Genomic DNA, 18,316 nt, shown 5'->3' on the forward strand with positions numbered 1-18,316 from the left:
AGTTTTCAGGTCATACGGCATGCCATCTCTTAATGTAAAACAAGAAAAAAATCAGTCATTTGCAGGTTACTCACTGCCGCCCGTCAACAGTCATGAAATCGATTTGTTTAGCCTTATAGAGGTGTTATGGCAGGCGAAACGTCGTATTCTTGCTACCGTTTTCGCCTTTGCGTGCGTGGGGTTACTTCTGTCCTTTCTGCTGCCGCAAAAATGGACCAGCCAGGCGATTGTCACACCGGCGGAGTCGGTACAGTGGCACGGTCTGGAGAGAACGTTGACCGCGCTGCGCGTGTTGGATATGGAGGTAAGCGTTGATCGGGGCAGCGTATTTAATCTGTTTATTAAAAAGTTTAGCTCGCCCTCGCTGCTGGAAGAATATCTTCGTTCTTCTCCGTATGTCATGGATCAATTAAAAGGCGCGCAAATAGACGAGCAGGATCTTCACCGGGCGATTGTCGTGCTGAGCGAAAAAATGAAAGCGGTGGACAGTAATGTCGGCAAGAAAAATGAAACGTCGTTATTCACGTCGTGGACGCTGAGTTTTACCGCGCCGACGCGGGAAGAAGCGCAAAAAGTGTTAGCTGGCTATATTCAGTACATCTCCGATATCGTCGTGAAAGAGACGCTGGAAAATATTCGTAACCAGCTGGAAATCAAAACCCGCTATGAGCAGGAAAAGCTGGCGATGGATCGAGTGCGTCTCAAAAACCAGCTTGATGCCAATATTCAACGTCTCCATTATTCGCTGGAAATCGCCAACGCCGCCGGCATTAAGAGACCGGTTTACAGCAATGGTCAGGCGGTAAAAGATGATCCGGATTTTTCTATTTCTCTCGGCGCGGATGGTATTTCCCGCAAACTGGAAATTGAAAAAGGGGTAACGGACATGGCCGAGATCAACGGTGATTTGCGTAACCGTCAATACCATGTTGAACAACTGGTGGCAATGAATGTGAGCGACGTGAAGTTTACCCCGTTTAAATATCAACTGTCGCCGTCTTTGCCAGTGAAAAAAGATGGCCCGGGTAAAGCGGTCATTATTATCCTGGCGGCGTTGATTGGCGGTATGATGGCCTGCGGCGGCGTATTACTGCGTCACGCGATGGTCTCGCGTAAAATGGAAAACGCGCTGGCGATAGATGAACGGTTAGTCTGATTTACCCGAAAAGCCGGATAGCGATATCCGGCTTTGTCATCTGTGTGGGCGACTATCGCCGCCCCAGCGGTACCACCAGCGGCGTCCCGGCAACCGGATCGTCGATAATCATACAGCGCAGCCCATAGATTTTTTCGATAAGATCTGCGGTAACAATCTCTTTCGGCGCGCCCTGTGCGACAATATTACCTTCGCGTAATGCAATCAAATGCGTGGCGTATCGGCAGGCCTGATTCAGGTCATGCAGGACGGCGGCGAGCGTATAGCCTTTTTCGCGGTTGAGATCGCTTAACAACTCCAGCAAATCAATTTGATGGCTAATATCCAGCCACGTTGTCGGCTCATCCAGCAGCATGATGGACGTTTCCTGCGCCAGCACCATGGCTATCCACGCCCGCTGACGTTGGCCGCCGGACAGAGTGTCTACACTTTGCGCCGCCAGTGAGGTGATACCTGTTGCACGCATGGCACTGGCGACGGCATCGGCATCTTCCTTACGCCAGCGGGTAAATAACGGCTGATGCGGATAACGCCCTCTGGCGACCAGCTCTTGTACGGTGATATCGCCCGGCGTAGTGGCGTTTTGCGCCAGCAATCCGATGCGCCGCGCCACCTCTTTACTGGCGTAACGCTGTATCTGTTCGCCATCCAGCCAGACATGGCCGTCAACAGGCGTCATCAGACGGCTTAGCGTGCGTAGCAACGTCGACTTGCCGCAGCCGTTAGGGCCGATGATAGCGGTAAAATGGCCGTCCGGAATCGAAACATTAAGGTTTTTTGCGACGGTATAGCTGCCATAACCCAGCGTTAACTGGTCGCCGCGCAAACGGGCTACGGATTCGGTCATTTTTTGCGGGACTCCTGAATTAACAAGACGATAAGGTAAATACCGCCGAGGCTGACGGTGACCACGCCCACTGGAAGCTGATAAGGCATAAACAGTTGCTGCGCGCACGCATCGGCGGCCAGTAGTAACAACGCGCCGCACAGCGCCGACTGGGTTAATCCCCAGCGCGCTGTGCCGCTAAGACGGCGGGCGATGTGCGGCGCGACAAGGGCAATAAACGAGATGGGGCCAGCCAGTGCCGTTGCCGCAGCGGTGAGCGACACCGCCACCAGCATCAGCATCAGGCGTGACCGCTCCACGCTAACACCCAGCGCGCAGGCGCTGTCATCGCCCATCTCCAGCAGCCGCATACGACGCACCAGCAGCGCGGCGCCTGTCAGCATCACAATAATCAGCGGCGCCGAAGGCCAGGTTTTTGCCCATGTCAGACCGTTGAGCGACCCGGCGTTCCATAAGCCGGCGGTGAGCGCCGTTTCCAGCGACGCCTGCAACAGAAGCCAGGTATTAAAGGCGACTAACATCGCGCGGATGCCGATACCGATGATAATCAGCCGGAAAGTTTCAATCCCGTTACGCCAGGCGAGCAGCCAGACAATCAATGACGTGACGATACCGCCCGCCATTGCCGCCAGCGCGATCGCGGTAAGATGCTGGCCAAACAGGACCATTGCGACCAGTACGCCGCTCCAGGCGCCAGTATTAAAGCCCATCACATCAGGGCTGCCTAGCGGGTTACGCATCAACGACTGAAAAATCGCGCCACTGACGCCAAGCGCAGCGCCAATCAGCAGCGCCATTAATACGCGCGGTAGTCGCCATTCGGTTACGACAAGGGTGATGTTACGCGGCGCATCGCCCAGCAGCGCGGCAATAATCTGCCCGGTCTCAAGAGGCACGGCGCCGCTTTGCAGACTCCATAAGCCAATGGCGAAGCAGCCAGCCGCCAGAAGCAGGCAACTTACGATAAGCCGACGAGAAAGAAACATCACAGGCCGCCTCCGTTCGATTTACGGCGTACCAGAAAGATAAGTACCGGCGCGCCGATAAACGCACTGACAACCGATACGCGGAGTTCGCCCGGCACCAACAGACGACCAATAATATCGGCAAAAAGCAGCAGAGCAGGGGTTGCCAGTAGCGTCACTGGCAGCGACCAGCGGTGGTCTGCGCCCACCAGCCAACGCGCCATATGCGGCATCATCAGACCAATAAAGGCGATAGGGCCGACCAGCGCCGTTGCGCTGCCGCACAAGACGGTAATCGCCAGTAAACCGATAAGTTGGGTGCGCGCCACTTTACTCCCCAGCGCCGTCGCGGTATCGCTGCCGAGGCTCAGGCTGTTCAGCGCTCGGCTCAGAAATAGCGCCACGATCCCAGCGATAACCACGGGCGCGAGCGCGACTTTCAACGTTTGCAGGCTGCGAATGTCCAGCGATCCCGCCTGCCAGAAGCGAAGCTGATCATAGACCTCTGGATTTAACAGCGCGATGCCGCTGGTCAATCCTTCCAGTACCGCGCCAAGCGCCACGCCCGCCAGTGTCAGGCGGACCGGGCTTAACTGGCCGCCGCCCTGACTACCGGTGAAGGCGACAATCAGCGATGCGATAAGCGCGCCGCTAAATGCCATGAAAAGCTGTTCCAGCGGCGTGGAGAAACCAAACAGCGCCGCGCCCAGTACAATGGCGAAGCTGGCGCCGTTGTTAACGCCCAGAATCCCCGGGTCGGCGAGCGGGTTGCGAGTGAGTGTTTGCATGAGCGCCCCGGCGAGACCCAACGCGCCGCCTGCCAGTAATCCGGCCAGCGTACGCGGCAAACGCGCATCCAGGACGATGGTGCAATCGGCGCTTTGGCACACGCCGGTGAACGCCTCCAGCACGACGGCGGCGGGCAGCGGTTTCGCGCCAATGACCAGGCTTAAAACCGCGGCGAGACTCAGTAATAACAACAATCCGGGCACGGCAAACGCGCGCGTCACGGAAAACGAGCATGACATAGTAACTTCCCTGATAATGATAGTAATTATCGTTATCTATCTTATTTGGTTATGTTAGCATGTGCAGCCATTGAATGGATATTTAAAAAAACTCGCATTAAGGCGTTGTAATGAATCGACAATCCTGGCTGCTCAATCTCAGCCTGTTGAAGACGCACCCTGCATTTCGCGCAGTATTTCTGGCCCGTTTTATCTCTATTGTCTCGCTGGGGCTGCTTGGCGTGGCGGTTCCGGTACAGATCCAAATGATGACGCACTCCACCTGGCAGGTAGGGCTGTCGGTAACGTTAACCGGCGGCGCCATGTTTATTGGCTTAATGGTGGGCGGCGTACTGGCCGATCGCTACGAACGCAAAAAGGTGATTCTGCTGGCGCGCGGTACTTGCGGTATTGGCTTTATTGGCCTGTGCGTGAACGCGCTGCTGCCGGAACCATCATTGCTGGCGATATATCTCCTTGGCCTGTGGGACGGCTTTTTCGCGTCTCTGGGCGTGACCGCGTTACTGGCGGCGACGCCAGCGCTGGTCGGAAGAGAAAATCTGATGCAGGCCGGCGCGATTACCATGCTGACGGTACGTCTGGGATCGGTTATTTCCCCGATGTTGGGGGGCATATTGCTTGCCAGCGGCGGCGTAGCCTGGAACTATGGGCTGGCGGCCGCCGGGACGTTTATTACGCTATTGCCGTTACTGACGCTGCCGCGACTGCCTGTCCCTCCGCAGCCGCGGGAAAATCCATTTATCGCGTTACTGGCGGCATTTCGTTTTTTGCTCGCCAGTCCGCTTATCGGCGGTATTGCGCTGCTTGGCGGTCTGGTGACGATGGCAAGCGCGGTACGCGTCCTCTATCCGGCGCTGGCGATGAGCTGGCAGATGTCGGCGGCGCAAATCGGTTTGCTGTATGCGGCAATTCCGCTGGGGGCGGCCATTGGTGCGCTGACCAGCGGACAACTGGCGCATAGCGTTCGTCCGGGGCTCATTATGCTGGTTTCGACAGTCGGTTCTTTTCTGGCGGTGGGGCTGTTCGCCATCATGCCGGTCTGGATCGCAGGTGTTATCTGTCTGGCGCTATTTGGCTGGCTTAGCGCCATCAGTTCGTTATTACAATACACTCTGCTGCAAACTCAGACGCCGGAAAATATGCTGGGGCGAATGAACGGCCTGTGGACCGCGCAAAACGTCACGGGAGACGCTATCGGCGCGGCGCTGTTAGGCGGTCTTGGCGCAATGATGACGCCGGTCGCTTCCGCGAGCGTGAGTGGATTCGGGCTGGTGATTATCGGTTTGTTGCTGCTGTTAGTGCTGGGCGAGCTACGCCGTTTTCGCCAGACGCCGCCGGTTAGCGATGCTGGCTGATAAAGAGGCGTTTATCCGACTGACAAAATCGGTCTGGTCAGTCGGATAAGACTCCGATAAGGCTAAAACAGGGCGGCCAGCCGGTTAAGCAACAATGTTGCGCTGTAATAATCCAGACGGAACGTCTCCGTGCCCAGGGCATAGACGCGCTTATTTTGCACCGCTGGCAGGTGCGCCAGCAGCGGATTGGCGTAAAGGGCCGCGACATCGTTGTTGTCGCCGGCAAACAGGAAAAGAGATTGGCCGTTTAACCCGGCGGCCAGATTTTCACCGCCAAGCTGAATGATATCGTGGCGCTTACCCTGGCTTTTGCTGGTTTGCAGCCCTCGGGGCAATGTCGCCAGCGTAAAGCCTAACTGCGTCAACAGCTTGCCTTGTGCTGATTCTGGCGTCCACAGATTGGCGCTATGCGCGGCAGGAGTATACACCAGCGCGCTAACCGGCTGCGGCGGCAGGGCGATTCGCTGTTTAACCGTCGTCAGTTGCGCCTCAAATTCCGCTATTCGCGCGGCGGCCTGTTTCTCCTGACCGGTGATCTCGCCAAGCTGCGTGAGCAAACTCTGCCAGCTTTTATCGTCATAATTGATGACGAGTGTCGGCGCGATGGCGGAGAGCTGATCGTAAAGCGCCAGCGCGGAGTCGCCGCCGGTGGCGCTAATCAAAATGAGATCCGGTATTTGCGCGGCGACCGTTTCGGCATTCGGTTCGCCGATGTACAGCCGGGCGACATGGCGAGCCTTTGCTACGTCGCTCCACTGGCGCATAAACCCTTGATCGTCGGCAAAGCGGTTATTCGGCGTAGTGGCTCCGCTGGCGACGACGGGCGCATCAATCGCCAGCAGCGAGCCTGTCAACGTCACGCTGGTAGAGACGATACGCGCGGGTTTGTGGTCCAGAGTATGAACGCTGCGGCTGTCCTGAATTTGTCGGGGCCAACCGGCGTCCTGGGCTAAGGATATTCCTGAAATTGATATACCAATCACTAAAAGCAGCCAACGATAAAAGGCGGGGAGTCTCACAATAGCGTCCTGTTATTAATAAAGTTAATGCTTCTCATTTTCATGTCAACGGCAGCGAGATGCAAGCCTTAGTGCCATTTAACTCATGACCAGAGTTGACAGAGCGACGTTTTACTCTTAGGTTAGCGCACTAAAAATAGAAATAATAATCATTATTATACACAAAATCATTCAAGAAGCATCGCGACGGCAAGGGAAGAAATCCCCGCGGGCATAGATAACTGTGTGACCGGGGTTTCTGAGCGCAGCCAACAAAGAGGCAGCTTGAAAGATGAAGTGTATATAAGCCTTTATCATTGGAGGATGATATGGATATGTCACTGGCCGAGGACGCTCAGGAGACAATGGCAACGCTTGCTCCCGATCGCTTTTTCTTCATGTCGCCGTATCGCAGTTTTACCACTTCCGGGTGCTTCGCCCGTTATACCGAGCCTGCGGTTGCCGGCGATTCGCCGGATAGCCCTTTCCAGCAGAAATTGCGCCAGCAGTTTGCCGAGGCCAAATCGCAGGGCATCGCCAACCCTATCCTGGTGGGGGCGATCCCCTTTGATACCCGTCAGCCGTCGTCGCTATTTATCCCGATGGCGTGGCAGTCCTTTTCTCGCCAGCAAAAGCAGCGCACGGCGCGTTATTTTACTGACCATCAGCCGCTGACGGTGACGGCGCGAAAGGCGATTCCGGAGCAGGATGCTTTTGAAGCGATGGTCGCACGCGCGGCTATGCTGACCGCCACGCCAGACGTCGATAAAGTGGTGCTTTCCCGGTTAATAGATATCACCACTGATGTGGCGGTGGATAGCGGAGCATTGCTGGAGCGGCTGGTTGCGCAGAATCCAGTTAGTTACAACTTCCATGTGCCGCTGGCGGATGGCGGCGTTCTGCTGGGCGCCAGCCCCGAATTGCTGCTACGCAAGGAGGGCGAGCGGTTTAGTTCGCTGCCGTTAGCAGGCTCGGCACGCCGACAGCCGGATGATGTTCTGGATCGCGAGGCGGGAAACCGACTGCTAGCTTCACAAAAAGATCGCCATGAACATGAGCTGGTGACACAGGCGATGAAGCAGATCCTGCGCGATCGCAGCACGGAACTGCAATTACCTTCCTCTCCGCAGTTGATCACCACGCCGACGCTATGGCATCTCGGTACGCCGTTTGAGGGCAAGGCCAACGCCGGAGAAAACGCGCTGACGTTGGCCTGTCTGCTGCATCCAACGCCTGCGTTAAGCGGTTTCCCCCATCAGGTCGCGAAAAAGCTGATTGCTGAACTGGAACCGTTCGATCGTGAACTGTTTGGCGGCATTGTCGGCTGGTGCGACGCCGAAGGAAACGGCGAGTGGGTAGTAACGATTCGTTGCGCGAAATTGCACGGTAATCAGGTGCGCCTGTTCGCCGGCGCCGGGATTGTCCCTGCCTCTTCGCCAGTCGGCGAGTGGCGGGAAACTGGCGTCAAACTCTCTACGATGTTGAACGTTTTTGGACTGCATTAAGGAACGATGATGCGTATACCTTTCACCCGTTGGCCGGATGAATTTGCCCGCCGTTATCGTGAAAAAGGCTACTGGCAAGACGTGCCGTTGACCGATATTCTGACCCGCCACGCTGACAGCGACAAGACGGCGGTCATTGAAGGCGAGCGCGCATTCAGCTATCGCCAGCTCAACCAGGCCGCAGATAATCTGGCCTGCAGTTTACGCCGTCAGGGCATCAAACCTGGCGAAACCGCTCTGGTACAACTGGGGAATGTACCGGAACTGTATATCACCTTTTTCGCCCTGTTGAAGCTTGGCGTAGCGCCTGTTCTGGCGCTGTTTAGCCATCAACGTACCGAACTTAACGCCTATGCGATGCAGATCGCGCCGACGCTGGTGATTGCCGATCGCCAACATATGCTGTTCGCCGGGGAGGACTTTCTCAACACGTTTGTGGCTGAACACCGCTCTGTGCGGGTGGTGTTATTGCGCAACGACGACGGCGATCACAGCCTGGACGCGGCGATGCGGCAGGCGGCGGAAGATTTCACTGCCACGCCATCACCTGCTGACGAAGTGGCCTACTTTCAGCTTTCCGGCGGTACTACCGGCACGCCAAAGCTTATTCCCCGTACCCATAACGACTATTACTACAGCGTGCGCCGCAGCAATGAGATTTGCGGTTTCAACGAGGAGACGCGTTTTCTGTGCGCGATTCCCGCCGCGCATAACTACGCCATGAGTTCGCCGGGCGCGCTGGGCGTTTTTCTCGCCAAAGGAACGGTAGTGCTGGCGACCGATCCCAGCGCCACGCTCTGTTTCCCGCTGATCGAAAAATACCAGATTAATGCCACGGCGCTGGTGCCGCCCGCGGTCAGTCTATGGCTACAGGCTATCCAGGAGTGGGGCGGCAATACGCCGCTGGCGTCATTAAGGTTATTGCAGGTCGGCGGCGCGCGGCTTTCTGCGACGCTGGCCGCCCGTATTCCGGCTGAAATTGGCTGTCAGTTGCAGCAGGTCTTCGGCATGGCGGAAGGGTTAGTGAATTATACCCGGCTGGACGATAGTCCGGAACGGATTATCAATACCCAGGGAAGACCCATGTGTCCGGACGACGAAGTGTGGGTGGCGGATGCTGACGGGAATCCACTGCCGCCGGGCGAGATTGGTCGTCTGATGACGCGCGGCCCCTATACTTTTCGCGGCTATTTCAACAGTCCGCAACACAATGCCAGCGCCTTTGACGCCAACGGTTTTTACTGCTCCGGCGATCTGATCTCCATTGATCAAGACGGCTACATCACCGTTCACGGGCGTGAAAAAGATCAGATCAATCGGGGCGGCGAGAAGATAGCCGCCGAAGAGATAGAAAACCTGTTACTGCGCCACCCGGCGGTGATCCATGCGGCGCTGGTCAGCATGGAAGATGAACTGCTGGGAGAAAAAAGTTGCGCATATCTGGTGGTAAAAGAGCCGCTGCGAGCGGTACAGGTACGCCGTTTCCTGCGAGAGCAGGGCGTGGCGGAATTTAAATTACCGGATCGCGTAGAGTGCGTTGCGTCACTGCCGCTGACGCCGGTTGGTAAAGTCGATAAAAAACAATTACGCCAGCGGTTGGCGTCACGTTCACCGCTCTGAAGGAGAAAGAGAGATGGCAATCCCGAAACTACAGTCTTACGCGCTGCCCACCGCACTGGATATCCCGACCAACAAAGTGAACTGGGCATTTGAGCCGGAGCGCGCTGCGCTGCTCATCCACGATATGCAGGATTACTTTGTCAGCTTTTGGGGCCGCAACTGCCCAATGATGGACCAGGTGATTGCTAATATCGCCGCCCTGCGCCAGTACTGTAAGGAACATCATATCCCGGTCTATTACACCGCTCAGCCGAAAGAGCAAAGCGATGAAGATCGCGCGTTACTCAATGATATGTGGGGGCCGGGACTGACGCGCTCTCCGGAACAGCAGAAGGTGGTAGAAGCCTTAACGCCGGATGAGGCGGATACGGTGCTGGTGAAGTGGCGCTATAGCGCGTTTCACCGCTCGCCGCTGGAACAGATGTTAAAAGATACCGGACGTAATCAGCTCATCATTACCGGCGTGTATGCGCATATTGGCTGTATGACCACCGCTACCGATGCGTTTATGCGCGACATTAAGCCGTTTATGGTGGCGGATGCGCTGGCGGATTTCAGCCGGGAAGAGCATCTGATGGCGCTGAACTATGTGGCGGGGCGTTCCGGTCGCGTCGTCATGACCGAGTCGCTGCTGCCGACGCCGGTTCCTGCCAGTAAAGCGGCGCTGCGGGCGTTGATTCTGCCGTTGCTGGATGAGACCGACGAGCCGCTGGATGATGAAAACCTGATTGATTATGGCCTGGATTCAGTACGCATGATGGGGCTGGCGGCGCGCTGGCGTAAAGTACACGGCGATATCGACTTCGTGATGCTGGCGAAAAACCCGACCATTGACGCCTGGTGGGCGTTGCTTTCTCGCGGGGTAGAGTAATGACCGGCTTTGATTTTTCAGACAAAACGGTATGGGTGACCGGGGCGGGGAAAGGGATCGGTTACGCGACGGCGCTGGCGTTTGTCGACGCCGGGGCGCGGGTGATCGGCTTCGATCGCGAATTTACGCAAGAGAATTATCCCTTTGCTACCGAAGTCATGGATGTGGCGGATGCCGCACAGGTCGCGCAGGTGTGCCAGCGTGTGTTGCAAAAAACGCCGCGGCTGGATGTGCTGGTCAACGCCGCCGGTATTTTGCGTATGGGAGCGACCGATGCGCTTAGCGTCGACGACTGGCAGCAGACATTTGCGGTCAATGTGGGCGGGGCATTTAACCTGTTTTCGCAGACGATGGCGCAGTTTCGCCGTCAGCAGGGAGGGGCGATTGTCACCGTAGCCTCAGATGCGGCGTATACGCCGCGTATCGGTATGAGCGCCTACGGCGCCTCTAAAGCGGCGCTGAAAAGCCTGGCGCTAACCGTTGGGCTGGAGCTGGCGGGCTGCGGGGTGCGCTGTAATGTGGTGTCGCCGGGTTCGACTGACACCGATATGCAGCGCACGTTATGGGTAAGTGAAGATGCCGAACAGCAGCGTATTCGCGGTTTCGGCGAACAGTTTAAGCTCGGCATACCGCTCGGTAAAATCGCCCGTCCGCAGGAGATAGCCAATACCATTTTGTTTCTTGCCTCCGATCTGGCCAGCCACATTACCTTGCAGGATATCGTGGTGGACGGCGGTTCAACATTGGGAGCCTGACGATGATCTGGAAACGGCACTTAACGCTGGATGAATTGAACGCTACCAGTCAGAACACGCTGGTGGCGCATCTGGGCATTGTTTACACCCGTCTGGGCGATGACGTGCTGGAGGCGGAAATGCCCGTCGATGCCCGCACTCATCAACCATTTGGTCTGCTACACGGCGGCGCATCGGCAGCGCTGGCGGAGACGTTAGGATCAATGGCGGGTTATCTGATGACCCGCGACGGGCAGTGCGTGGTCGGGACCGAGTTAAACGCCACCCACCACCGCGCCGTCTCGCAGGGGAAAGTACGCGGCGTTTGCCTGCCGCTGCATCTGGGGCGGCAGAATCAAAGCTGGGAAATTACGCTCTTTGACGAGCAGGGGAGGCGCTGCTGCACCTGTCGCCTGGGAACGGCGGTAATGGGATAGTTCTGGCAAAGTAAAATGCAATTGCAGCATTAACGAAGAAAGGAAGTGATCTGGTTAACACTGTAATGTAAAAAATGGGTAACGATACGGTTTTATCATGTTGTTGTGTTGTTAATTACGGTAAAGGTGTTATAGAAACAAAATGTAACATCTCTCTGGAACACCCAAACGGACAACAACTATGAATAAATCAGGGAAATACCTCGTCTGGACAGCGCTCTCAGTATTGGGTGCGTTTGCCCTGGGCTATATTGCGTTAAATCGTGGGGAACAGATCAACGCGCTATGGATCGTGGTGGCGTCGGTCTGTGTCTATCTTATTGCGTATCGTTTTTATGGGCTCTATATCGCCAAAAAAGTGCTGGCGGTTGACCCAACGCGTATGACGCCCGCGGTACGTCATAATGATGGTCTGGATTATGTCCCGACCGATAAGAAAGTGCTTTTTGGTCACCATTTTGCGGCCATTGCTGGCGCAGGTCCGCTGGTCGGGCCGGTACTGGCGGCGCAGATGGGCTATCTGCCGGGGATGATCTGGCTGCTGGCGGGCGTCGTGCTGGCGGGAGCGGTGCAGGACTTTATGGTGCTGTTCGTCTCGACCCGGCGCGATGGGCGTTCGCTTGGCGAGTTGGTTAAAGAGGAGATGGGCGCGACGGCAGGGGTGATCGCGCTGGTGGCCTGCTTTATGATCATGGTGATCATTCTGGCCGTCCTGGCGATGATCGTGGTGAAAGCGCTGACCCATAGCCCGTGGGGAACGTACACTGTCGCGTTCACTATTCCACTGGCGATTTTTATGGGCATCTACCTGCGTTATCTGCGTCCGGGGCGCATCGGCGAGGTGTCGGTCATTGGGCTGGTATTTCTTATTTTCGCTATTATTTCCGGCGGATGGGTGGCGGCAAGCCCAACCTGGGCGCCGTACTTTGATTTTACTGGCGTGCAGCTTACCTGGATGCTGGTGGGTTATGGTTTTGTCGCGGCGGTACTGCCGGTCTGGCTGCTGCTCGCGCCGCGTGATTACCTCTCTACCTTCCTGAAAATTGGTACGATTGTCGGTCTGGCGGTCGGGATTCTGATTATGCGTCCGACGCTGACTATGCCGGCGCTGACCAAATTTGTTGATGGTACCGGACCGGTCTGGACGGGCGACCTGTTCCCGTTCCTGTTTATTACCATCGCCTGCGGCGCGGTCTCCGGTTTCCATGCGCTCATCTCCTCCGGCACGACGCCGAAGATGTTGGCCAACGAAGGCCAGGCCTGCTTTATCGGCTACGGCGGGATGTTAATGGAATCTTTCGTCGCCATTATGGCGCTGGTCTCCGCCTGTATTATCGATCCGGGCGTTTACTTTGCGATGAATAGCCCGATGGCGGTACTGGCGCCAGCGGGGACAGCGGATGTCGTAGCTTCTGCCGCGCAGGTGGTCAGTAGTTGGGGTTTCGCTATCACGCCGGATACGTTACACCAGATTGCCAATGAAGTCGGCGAACAATCCATTATCTCCCGCGCAGGCGGTGCGCCAACGCTGGCGGTAGGGATGGCCTACATTTTACATGGCGCGTTGGGCGGCATGATGGATGTGGCGTTCTGGTATCACTTCGCCATTCTGTTTGAAGCGCTGTTTATTCTGACGGCGGTGGATGCGGGTACCCGTGCGGCGCGCTTTATGTTGCAGGATTTGTTGGGCGTAGTGTCGCCAGGGCTGAAACGTACCGATTCGCTGCCAGCGAACCTGCTTGCTACGGCATTGTGCGTGCTGGCGTGGGGGTATTTCCTCCATCAGGGCGTGGTCGATCCGTTGGGCGGTATTAACACCCTGTGGCCGCTGTTTGGCATCGCTAACCAGATGCTGGCGGGGATGGCGCTGATGCTTTGCGCCGTGGTACTGTTCAAAATGAAGCGTCAGCGTTATGCGTGGGTCGCGCTGGTGCCAACGGCCTGGCTGCTGATTTGTACGCTGACGGCGGGCTGGCAGAAAGCGTTTAGTCCGGATGCGAAAATCGGCTTCCTGGCCATTGCCAATAAGTTCCAGGCGATGATCGACAGCGGCAATATTCCGCCGCAGTACACCGAATCGCAGCTCGCGCAGTTGGTATTCAATAACCGTCTGGATGCCGGGCTAACCATCTTCTTTATGGTGGTGGTCGTGGTGCTGGCGGTCTTCTCTATTAAGACGGCGCTGGCCGCTCTGAAAATTGATAAACCGACGGCGAATGAAACGCCGTATGAGCCGATGCCGGAAAATGTGGATGAGATCGTGACGCAGGCGAAAGGCGCGCACTAATCTTTTTACATCAATAGCCCTCTCCAGAATAAGGAGAGGGCATTTGGATGACAGGTGACAACGATGTTCGATACGCTTTCGAAAGCCGGAAAATATCTGGGACAGGCCGCAAAAATGATGATTGGCGTGCCAGACTACGACAACTATGTTGAGCATATGCGCATAACGCATCCGGATCAGACGCCGATGACCTATGAAGAATTTTTCCGCGAGCGGCAGGATGCGCGCTATGGTGGAAAAGGCGGCGCGCGTTGCTGCTGAGGGTTGCCAGGCCTGATAAACGCAACGTCACCAGGCTATATTCTGAAAAATTCAACTTTTTCAAACGCCGCACGCAGGGTGTCTGGCGTTAACGTCACCGGTAAATAGTGGATGGATTCGACCGGGCGCAGGGTATGCGCGATTACCCTATCGATCTCGGCGGTGTTATTAATATCCACGTCCAGTTCGCTAAGCCGGGCCGGCAGATGAAATCGCCGGTATGCTGCAATCAATTGCGCCAGCACGTCATCTTGTCCCAGTAGCGCGCTTTGCACCAGAATGCCATAAGCCACTTTCGTTCCGTGCAGGAATTTTTCCGTTTGCGGCAGGACGGTCAGACCGTTGTGTACCGCATGGGCGGCGGCGACACGGGTATAGCGTTCCCCAAGGCCGCCGACCATACCGCCGCCAGCAATAATCGCATCCACCACGTCGCAAAATGCCTGGGTCAGCCGACGCTGCTGTTTATCCGCTAATGCTTGTTCGCTGCTGTCCAGCAGGAGATCGCGAATAGCGCACGCGCTGTTAATGCCCAGCCTTACGGTCAATGGCAATGTTTCAGGCTGCGGCGCAAGCACAACGGCTTCATACCATTTCGCCAGCGTATCGCCAATGCCAGCTAACAGATAGTCATCGGGCGCCTGCAGAATAATGCGCGGTTCGACCAGCACCAGAAAATTGGCATCATCAAAAATTTCGAACTGTAACGCCTGTCCCGCGTCGTTATACCAGACGGAAAGCGGTGTCCAGGCGGCGCAGGTTGCCGCGATTGTCGGGATAGCGACAAACGGCAGCGCCAGACGGCGGGCGAGCGCTTTGGCGGTATCGAGCAGCGCGCCGCCGCCGACGCCTATCACCACCTGACGATCGTCGTTGCAGGCGTGCACCAGTTGGGCAACATGGCGTTCGCTACAATGGCCGGTAAACGGCAGATGCTTTGCGCCAGCACGTTCAAACGCTTCCGGCAGGTAAGGCCGGGCGGCGGCAATCGCGCGTTCGCCGTACACCCAAACGGCGTGGGAAAGCTGTTCCGGCGTGAAAAAGTCGGTCAGTCTTTCGAGGCTTCCTGCATGGGAAAAATAATTCGCCGGGCCGGTAACGACGCGGATCTCAGTGTGGTTCATGTTGTGTTGTCCTCAGGGTCTTCTCACCGTTGTTATTATATTTAGACATCTAAACGTCTTGATTGCCAAATACTAACACCCTGTGATAGTGTGTCAATAACCACATCACTGGCGGGTATGAAGATAATGAGAAATAACCCACTGATTCCAAAAAGCAAATTGCCCAATCTTGGCACCACGATTTTTACGCAAATGAGCGCGCTGGCGCAGAAACATCAGGCAATAAATTTGTCGCAAGGCTTCCCTGATTTTGATGGTCCTTCTTATTTGCACGAGCGGTTGGCTTATCATGTCGCGCAGGGCGCGAATCAATATGCGCCGATGACAGGCGCGCAGGCGCTGAGGGAGGCCATAGCCGATAAAACGGCGGAAATATATGGTTATCGACCCGATGACGTAAGTGATATCACCGTCACGGCGGGCGCGACAGAAGCGCTGTATGCGGCGATTACCGCGCTGGTGCGGGCAGGGGATGAGGTTATCTGTTTCGATCCCAGTTACGACAGCTATGCCCCGGCCGTGGCGCTTTCCGGCGGCGTGTTAAAACGCATAGCGCTTACGCCGCCGCATTTTCGCGTCGACTGGCAGGCGTTTTCGGCGTTGCTTAGCGAGCGCACGCGGCTAGTGATCCTCAATACGCCGCATAATCCCACCGCTACCGTCTGGCGTCAGGAGGATATCGAGGCGCTGTGGCAGGCTATCGGCGAGCGGGAAATTTATGTGTTAAGCGATGAAGTGTACGAACATATTTGTTTTGCCGTCGAAGGTCATGCCAGCGTATTGGCGCACCCTCAGTTACGAGAGCGGGCGGTTGCCGTTTCATCGTTTGGTAAAACCTTTCATATGACAGGATGGAAGATTGGTTACTGCGTTGCGCCTGCGGCCATTAGCGCCGAAATACGCAAAGTTCATCAGTACCTGACGTTTTGCGTCAATACGCCGGCGCAACTGGCGCTGGCGGATATGCTGCGCGCCGCGCCGGAACACTATCGCGCGTTACCCGATTTTTACCGGAAAAAACGCGATGTGCTGGTTAACGCGCTGGCGCAAAGCCGATTAAAAGTGCTGCCCTGTGAAGGTACCTATTTTCTGTTAATCGATTACAGCGCAGTGTCGACGCTAAATGACGTTGAGTTTTGTCAGTGGCTAACCGAAGAAGTCGGTGTCGCCGCTATTCCGCTTTCTGTCTTTTGCGCCGCCTCTTTCCCGCATCAGCTTATACGTTTATGTTTCGCTAAACAGGAATCAACGCTGCTGGCCGCCGCAGAGCGCCTGTGTAAACTGTAGTTATTTAACCGTCCACGCTCTGGAGAATCGACGGTCTGCAAAAAGCTCCTGCAGGCCGTTGATCTGTTTCAGGCGCAGGACTTCATCGGCGTCCATACCTAACTCCTGGCCGATTTTGCTCTCGTCCCAGCCTAGCAGAGAAAGTTCGCGCACGATTTCTGACATGGCGTGGATCTGGTGACGCCCGCGCGCGCGGTTATGCCGAATGGTTGCCGCCATACGTTCGTGACGTTCTCTGTCCAGACACGTTATCGGCAGGTAGCCTTTCAGACGCCTTTTCAGGGCCGCTTTTCCTTTGCCCAGCTCATGGCGGTGAAAACCGTCCACAATCTCGTACTCCTCGGCATCGGCCTTTACCACCACGATCGGCTGCGTAAACCCATCTTGTTCAATCGATTTAAGCAGCAGTTTTTTCTCCGGCGGCGCAACGTTATTCGGGTTGTAGTCATTAGGTGAAATATGATCGTTTTTCACCCACAGGACACAATCGACAGGCTCATCGCGAAAAGGACTAACGCTATGTATCGCCATTCTAAATTCATTAATGGCGGCGATCCTCTCCTCTTCAGGCAGTTCAGAGAGAAAGTGAGTTATTTCGGTTGTGAGTCGGTGTTGCATAAGATCCCCCATTCCTGGCGTTTAGCTTTCATACGTTCGTTATAACGCTGGTAATTCTTAGGTTTTGTCGGACTGAATGACAGCGCCCGGCACCAGTAATCATTGTTCAGTAATACTTTGCAGATCCGTCGCCATGACGGAATATCGCGCGATCCGATATCGCCATGCTGCGTCTGTGGAATAGTGTTCATGCCTTTTTTCTTATACCACTGCAAATAAACGGCGATTTTATTACGGTAATGTTCGGCAGTGACTTCAGGCATACTGTGTAGCAGGAGCAGCGCGTACTCTTCCCAGTTAAGGTGATCGGGTTTTAAAATTTTCCGGTGGCCATAAAAATGGCTGTCTTGTCCGGCGTATATTCCTCCGCTGAGTGCGCCGCTGACTCTGGCGCACATGGCCGCCCAGCGCTCAGGTTCGATAACATGATACAGCCATAACCCCTGTCGTTGTTCCGGGCCGAACGGTTCGCAAATACGCATGTAACGGGGTGGTACGCCAGCCTGATACATCAAATTATACAAAGGGTTACAGGGTTTACCTGTTTTGGCGAACCAGGTCCAGATATCTGCGGTTTTCCAGTCATAGATGGGATAGATATACCAGGTGTGCCCCTTAGGGGCTAACGTGGTCCAGGGCTTATCGTCGGCAAAGCGCAGCTTATGCGAGTTAGCGATAGCGGCAAATCGGTTATAGGATTCGTCGGAACGAATACCGACCAGCATAGCGGCAGGACGTTTTTCTGAAAACCAGTCGGCAAAATCGCGAACGAACTGTTCAAAGGTCATGCCTTGTTGATAAAAGGAAAAAAAGGCCGGATCGGTAATCGCATCTTCTGGCGGTTGTCGTACCCAGTCGGCACCCGGTTGCCAACACTGCCACTCCGGCTGGTATTGTGAAAGGGAATTTTGTGTGGTTAAGGGTAATGCGACCCAATAAAAACGCTCAATAACGTCCGCGTAGTATTCACGTAACGATTCAATATAGGCGATGGTACAGGAGAATTGCGCTTCCCAGTCAATGAAGAGAACATGGATCTTTTTATTCATTTTGCGCGCCAACGTTGCCGTCAGGTGCAACATAAGTCCTGAATCTTTACCACCAGAAAATGAGACGCAGACCCGGGGTAAGGTTTCCAGGGTCCACATTATACGCTCTTGAGCCGCTTCCAGAACATTTTGCTCAAGTGGAACTTTATAAACCGACATCTCTGGATAGTCTCC

Annotated in this window: 17 protein-coding genes; 10 read left to right on the forward strand and 7 right to left on the reverse strand. The window is 55.6% G+C overall.

The window, feature by feature from the left end; genetic code table 11:
* The first annotated feature begins 19 nt into the window (after window positions 1-19).
* On the forward strand, window positions 20-1,156 hold the full coding sequence (gene wzz(fepE) / locus ACLJQJ_RS01630) for an LPS O-antigen length regulator Wzz(fepE) (protein WP_063808929.1): 1,137 nt from the start codon (window positions 20-22) through the stop codon (window positions 1,154-1,156).
* A 52-nt stretch (window positions 1,157-1,208) separates the two neighbouring features.
* Here the strand turns inward: wzz(fepE) and fepC are convergent, their stop codons facing one another.
* Genes fepC through fepD form a run of 3 tightly spaced genes read right to left on the reverse strand, consistent with a single transcriptional unit; the run spans window position 1,209 to window position 3,996 of the window.
* Window positions 1,209-2,003 carry an iron-enterobactin ABC transporter ATP-binding protein gene (gene fepC / locus ACLJQJ_RS01635; RefSeq protein WP_063808928.1) on the reverse strand — a complete coding sequence of 265 codons (795 nt, stop codon included), beginning with the start codon at window positions 2,001-2,003 and terminating at the stop codon, window positions 1,209-1,211.
* Window positions 2,000-2,989: an iron-enterobactin ABC transporter permease gene (gene fepG / locus ACLJQJ_RS01640; protein WP_000480064.1), complete on the reverse strand. Its 990-nt coding sequence runs from the start codon at window positions 2,987-2,989 to the stop codon at window positions 2,000-2,002. The genes fepC and fepG overlap by 4 nt, the downstream gene beginning before the upstream one ends.
* Complete coding sequence (fepD, locus tag ACLJQJ_RS01645) at window positions 2,989-3,996, reverse strand: Fe(3+)-siderophore ABC transporter permease (RefSeq protein WP_001277879.1); 1,008 nt, start codon at window positions 3,994-3,996, stop codon at window positions 2,989-2,991. The genes fepG and fepD overlap by 1 nt, the downstream gene beginning before the upstream one ends.
* A 110-nt stretch (window positions 3,997-4,106) precedes the next feature.
* On the opposite strand from fepD, the gene entS reads away from it, so the two are divergent.
* Window positions 4,107-5,351, forward strand: a complete 1,245-nt coding sequence (entS, locus tag ACLJQJ_RS01650) for an enterobactin transporter EntS (protein ID WP_001081661.1) — start codon at window positions 4,107-4,109, stop codon at window positions 5,349-5,351.
* A gap of 62 nt (window positions 5,352-5,413) precedes the next feature.
* Here the strand turns inward: entS and fepB are convergent, their stop codons facing one another.
* Complete coding sequence (gene fepB / locus ACLJQJ_RS01655) at window positions 5,414-6,370, reverse strand: Fe2+-enterobactin ABC transporter substrate-binding protein (RefSeq protein WP_063808927.1); 957 nt, start codon at window positions 6,368-6,370, stop codon at window positions 5,414-5,416.
* A gap of 308 nt (window positions 6,371-6,678) precedes the next feature.
* Here fepB and entC point away from each other — a divergent pair, with 308 nt between their 5' ends.
* The 7 genes from entC to ACLJQJ_RS01690 all read left to right on the forward strand — a co-directional run bounded on the left by entC (window position 6,679) and on the right by ACLJQJ_RS01690 (window position 14,064).
* A complete protein-coding gene (gene entC / locus ACLJQJ_RS01660; protein ID WP_000367596.1) occupies window positions 6,679-7,854 on the forward strand; it encodes an isochorismate synthase EntC in 1,176 nt (391 codons plus the stop codon).
* 9 nt (window positions 7,855-7,863) lie between these two features.
* A complete protein-coding gene (gene entE, locus ACLJQJ_RS01665) occupies window positions 7,864-9,474 on the forward strand; it encodes a (2,3-dihydroxybenzoyl)adenylate synthase EntE (protein ID WP_063808926.1) in 1,611 nt (536 codons plus the stop codon).
* A gap of 13 nt (window positions 9,475-9,487) precedes the next feature.
* Complete coding sequence (locus ACLJQJ_RS01670; protein ID WP_001007166.1) at window positions 9,488-10,345, forward strand: isochorismatase; 858 nt, start codon at window positions 9,488-9,490, stop codon at window positions 10,343-10,345.
* A complete protein-coding gene (gene entA / locus ACLJQJ_RS01675; protein WP_063808925.1) occupies window positions 10,345-11,100 on the forward strand; it encodes a 2,3-dihydro-2,3-dihydroxybenzoate dehydrogenase EntA in 756 nt (251 codons plus the stop codon). The genes ACLJQJ_RS01670 and entA overlap by 1 nt, the downstream gene beginning before the upstream one ends.
* Window positions 11,101-11,102: 2 nt before the next feature.
* The gene (gene entH / locus ACLJQJ_RS01680) at window positions 11,103-11,516 is read left to right on the forward strand and encodes a proofreading thioesterase EntH (protein WP_000637966.1); all 414 of its coding nucleotides are present in this window, start codon (window positions 11,103-11,105) and stop codon (window positions 11,514-11,516) included.
* Window positions 11,517-11,697: 181 nt separating this feature from the next.
* Complete coding sequence (gene cstA / locus ACLJQJ_RS01685; protein ID WP_001043108.1) at window positions 11,698-13,803, forward strand: pyruvate/proton symporter CstA; 2,106 nt, start codon at window positions 11,698-11,700, stop codon at window positions 13,801-13,803.
* Between the two features lie 63 nt (window positions 13,804-13,866).
* Window positions 13,867-14,064: a YbdD/YjiX family protein gene (locus ACLJQJ_RS01690; protein ID WP_000460619.1), complete on the forward strand. Its 198-nt coding sequence runs from the start codon at window positions 13,867-13,869 to the stop codon at window positions 14,062-14,064.
* Window positions 14,065-14,099: 35 nt separating this feature from the next.
* Here ACLJQJ_RS01690 and ACLJQJ_RS01695 read toward each other — a convergent pair whose 3' ends face one another.
* Window positions 14,100-15,188, reverse strand: a complete 1,089-nt coding sequence (locus tag ACLJQJ_RS01695; protein ID WP_063808924.1) for an oxidoreductase — start codon at window positions 15,186-15,188, stop codon at window positions 14,100-14,102.
* Window positions 15,189-15,314: 126 nt separating this feature from the next.
* On the opposite strand from ACLJQJ_RS01695, the gene ACLJQJ_RS01700 reads away from it, so the two are divergent.
* Window positions 15,315-16,475 (forward strand): pyridoxal phosphate-dependent aminotransferase, encoded by a 1,161-nt coding sequence (locus tag ACLJQJ_RS01700; RefSeq protein WP_063808923.1) that lies wholly within the window; start codon window positions 15,315-15,317, stop codon window positions 16,473-16,475.
* Here the strand turns inward: ACLJQJ_RS01700 and ACLJQJ_RS01705 are convergent, their stop codons facing one another.
* Window positions 16,476-17,093: an IbrB-like domain-containing protein gene (locus ACLJQJ_RS01705; RefSeq protein ID WP_001164755.1), complete on the reverse strand. Its 618-nt coding sequence runs from the start codon at window positions 17,091-17,093 to the stop codon at window positions 16,476-16,478.
* Complete coding sequence (locus ACLJQJ_RS01710; protein WP_023182267.1) at window positions 17,066-18,301, reverse strand: phosphoadenosine phosphosulfate reductase; 1,236 nt, start codon at window positions 18,299-18,301, stop codon at window positions 17,066-17,068. Before ACLJQJ_RS01710 ends, ACLJQJ_RS01705 begins: the two co-directional genes overlap by 28 nt.
* Between the last annotated feature and the right edge of the window lie 15 nt (window positions 18,302-18,316).

Source organism: Salmonella sp. SAL04202, assembly GCF_046550775.1.
GTDB lineage: Bacteria > Pseudomonadota > Gammaproteobacteria > Enterobacterales > Enterobacteriaceae > Salmonella > Salmonella enterica.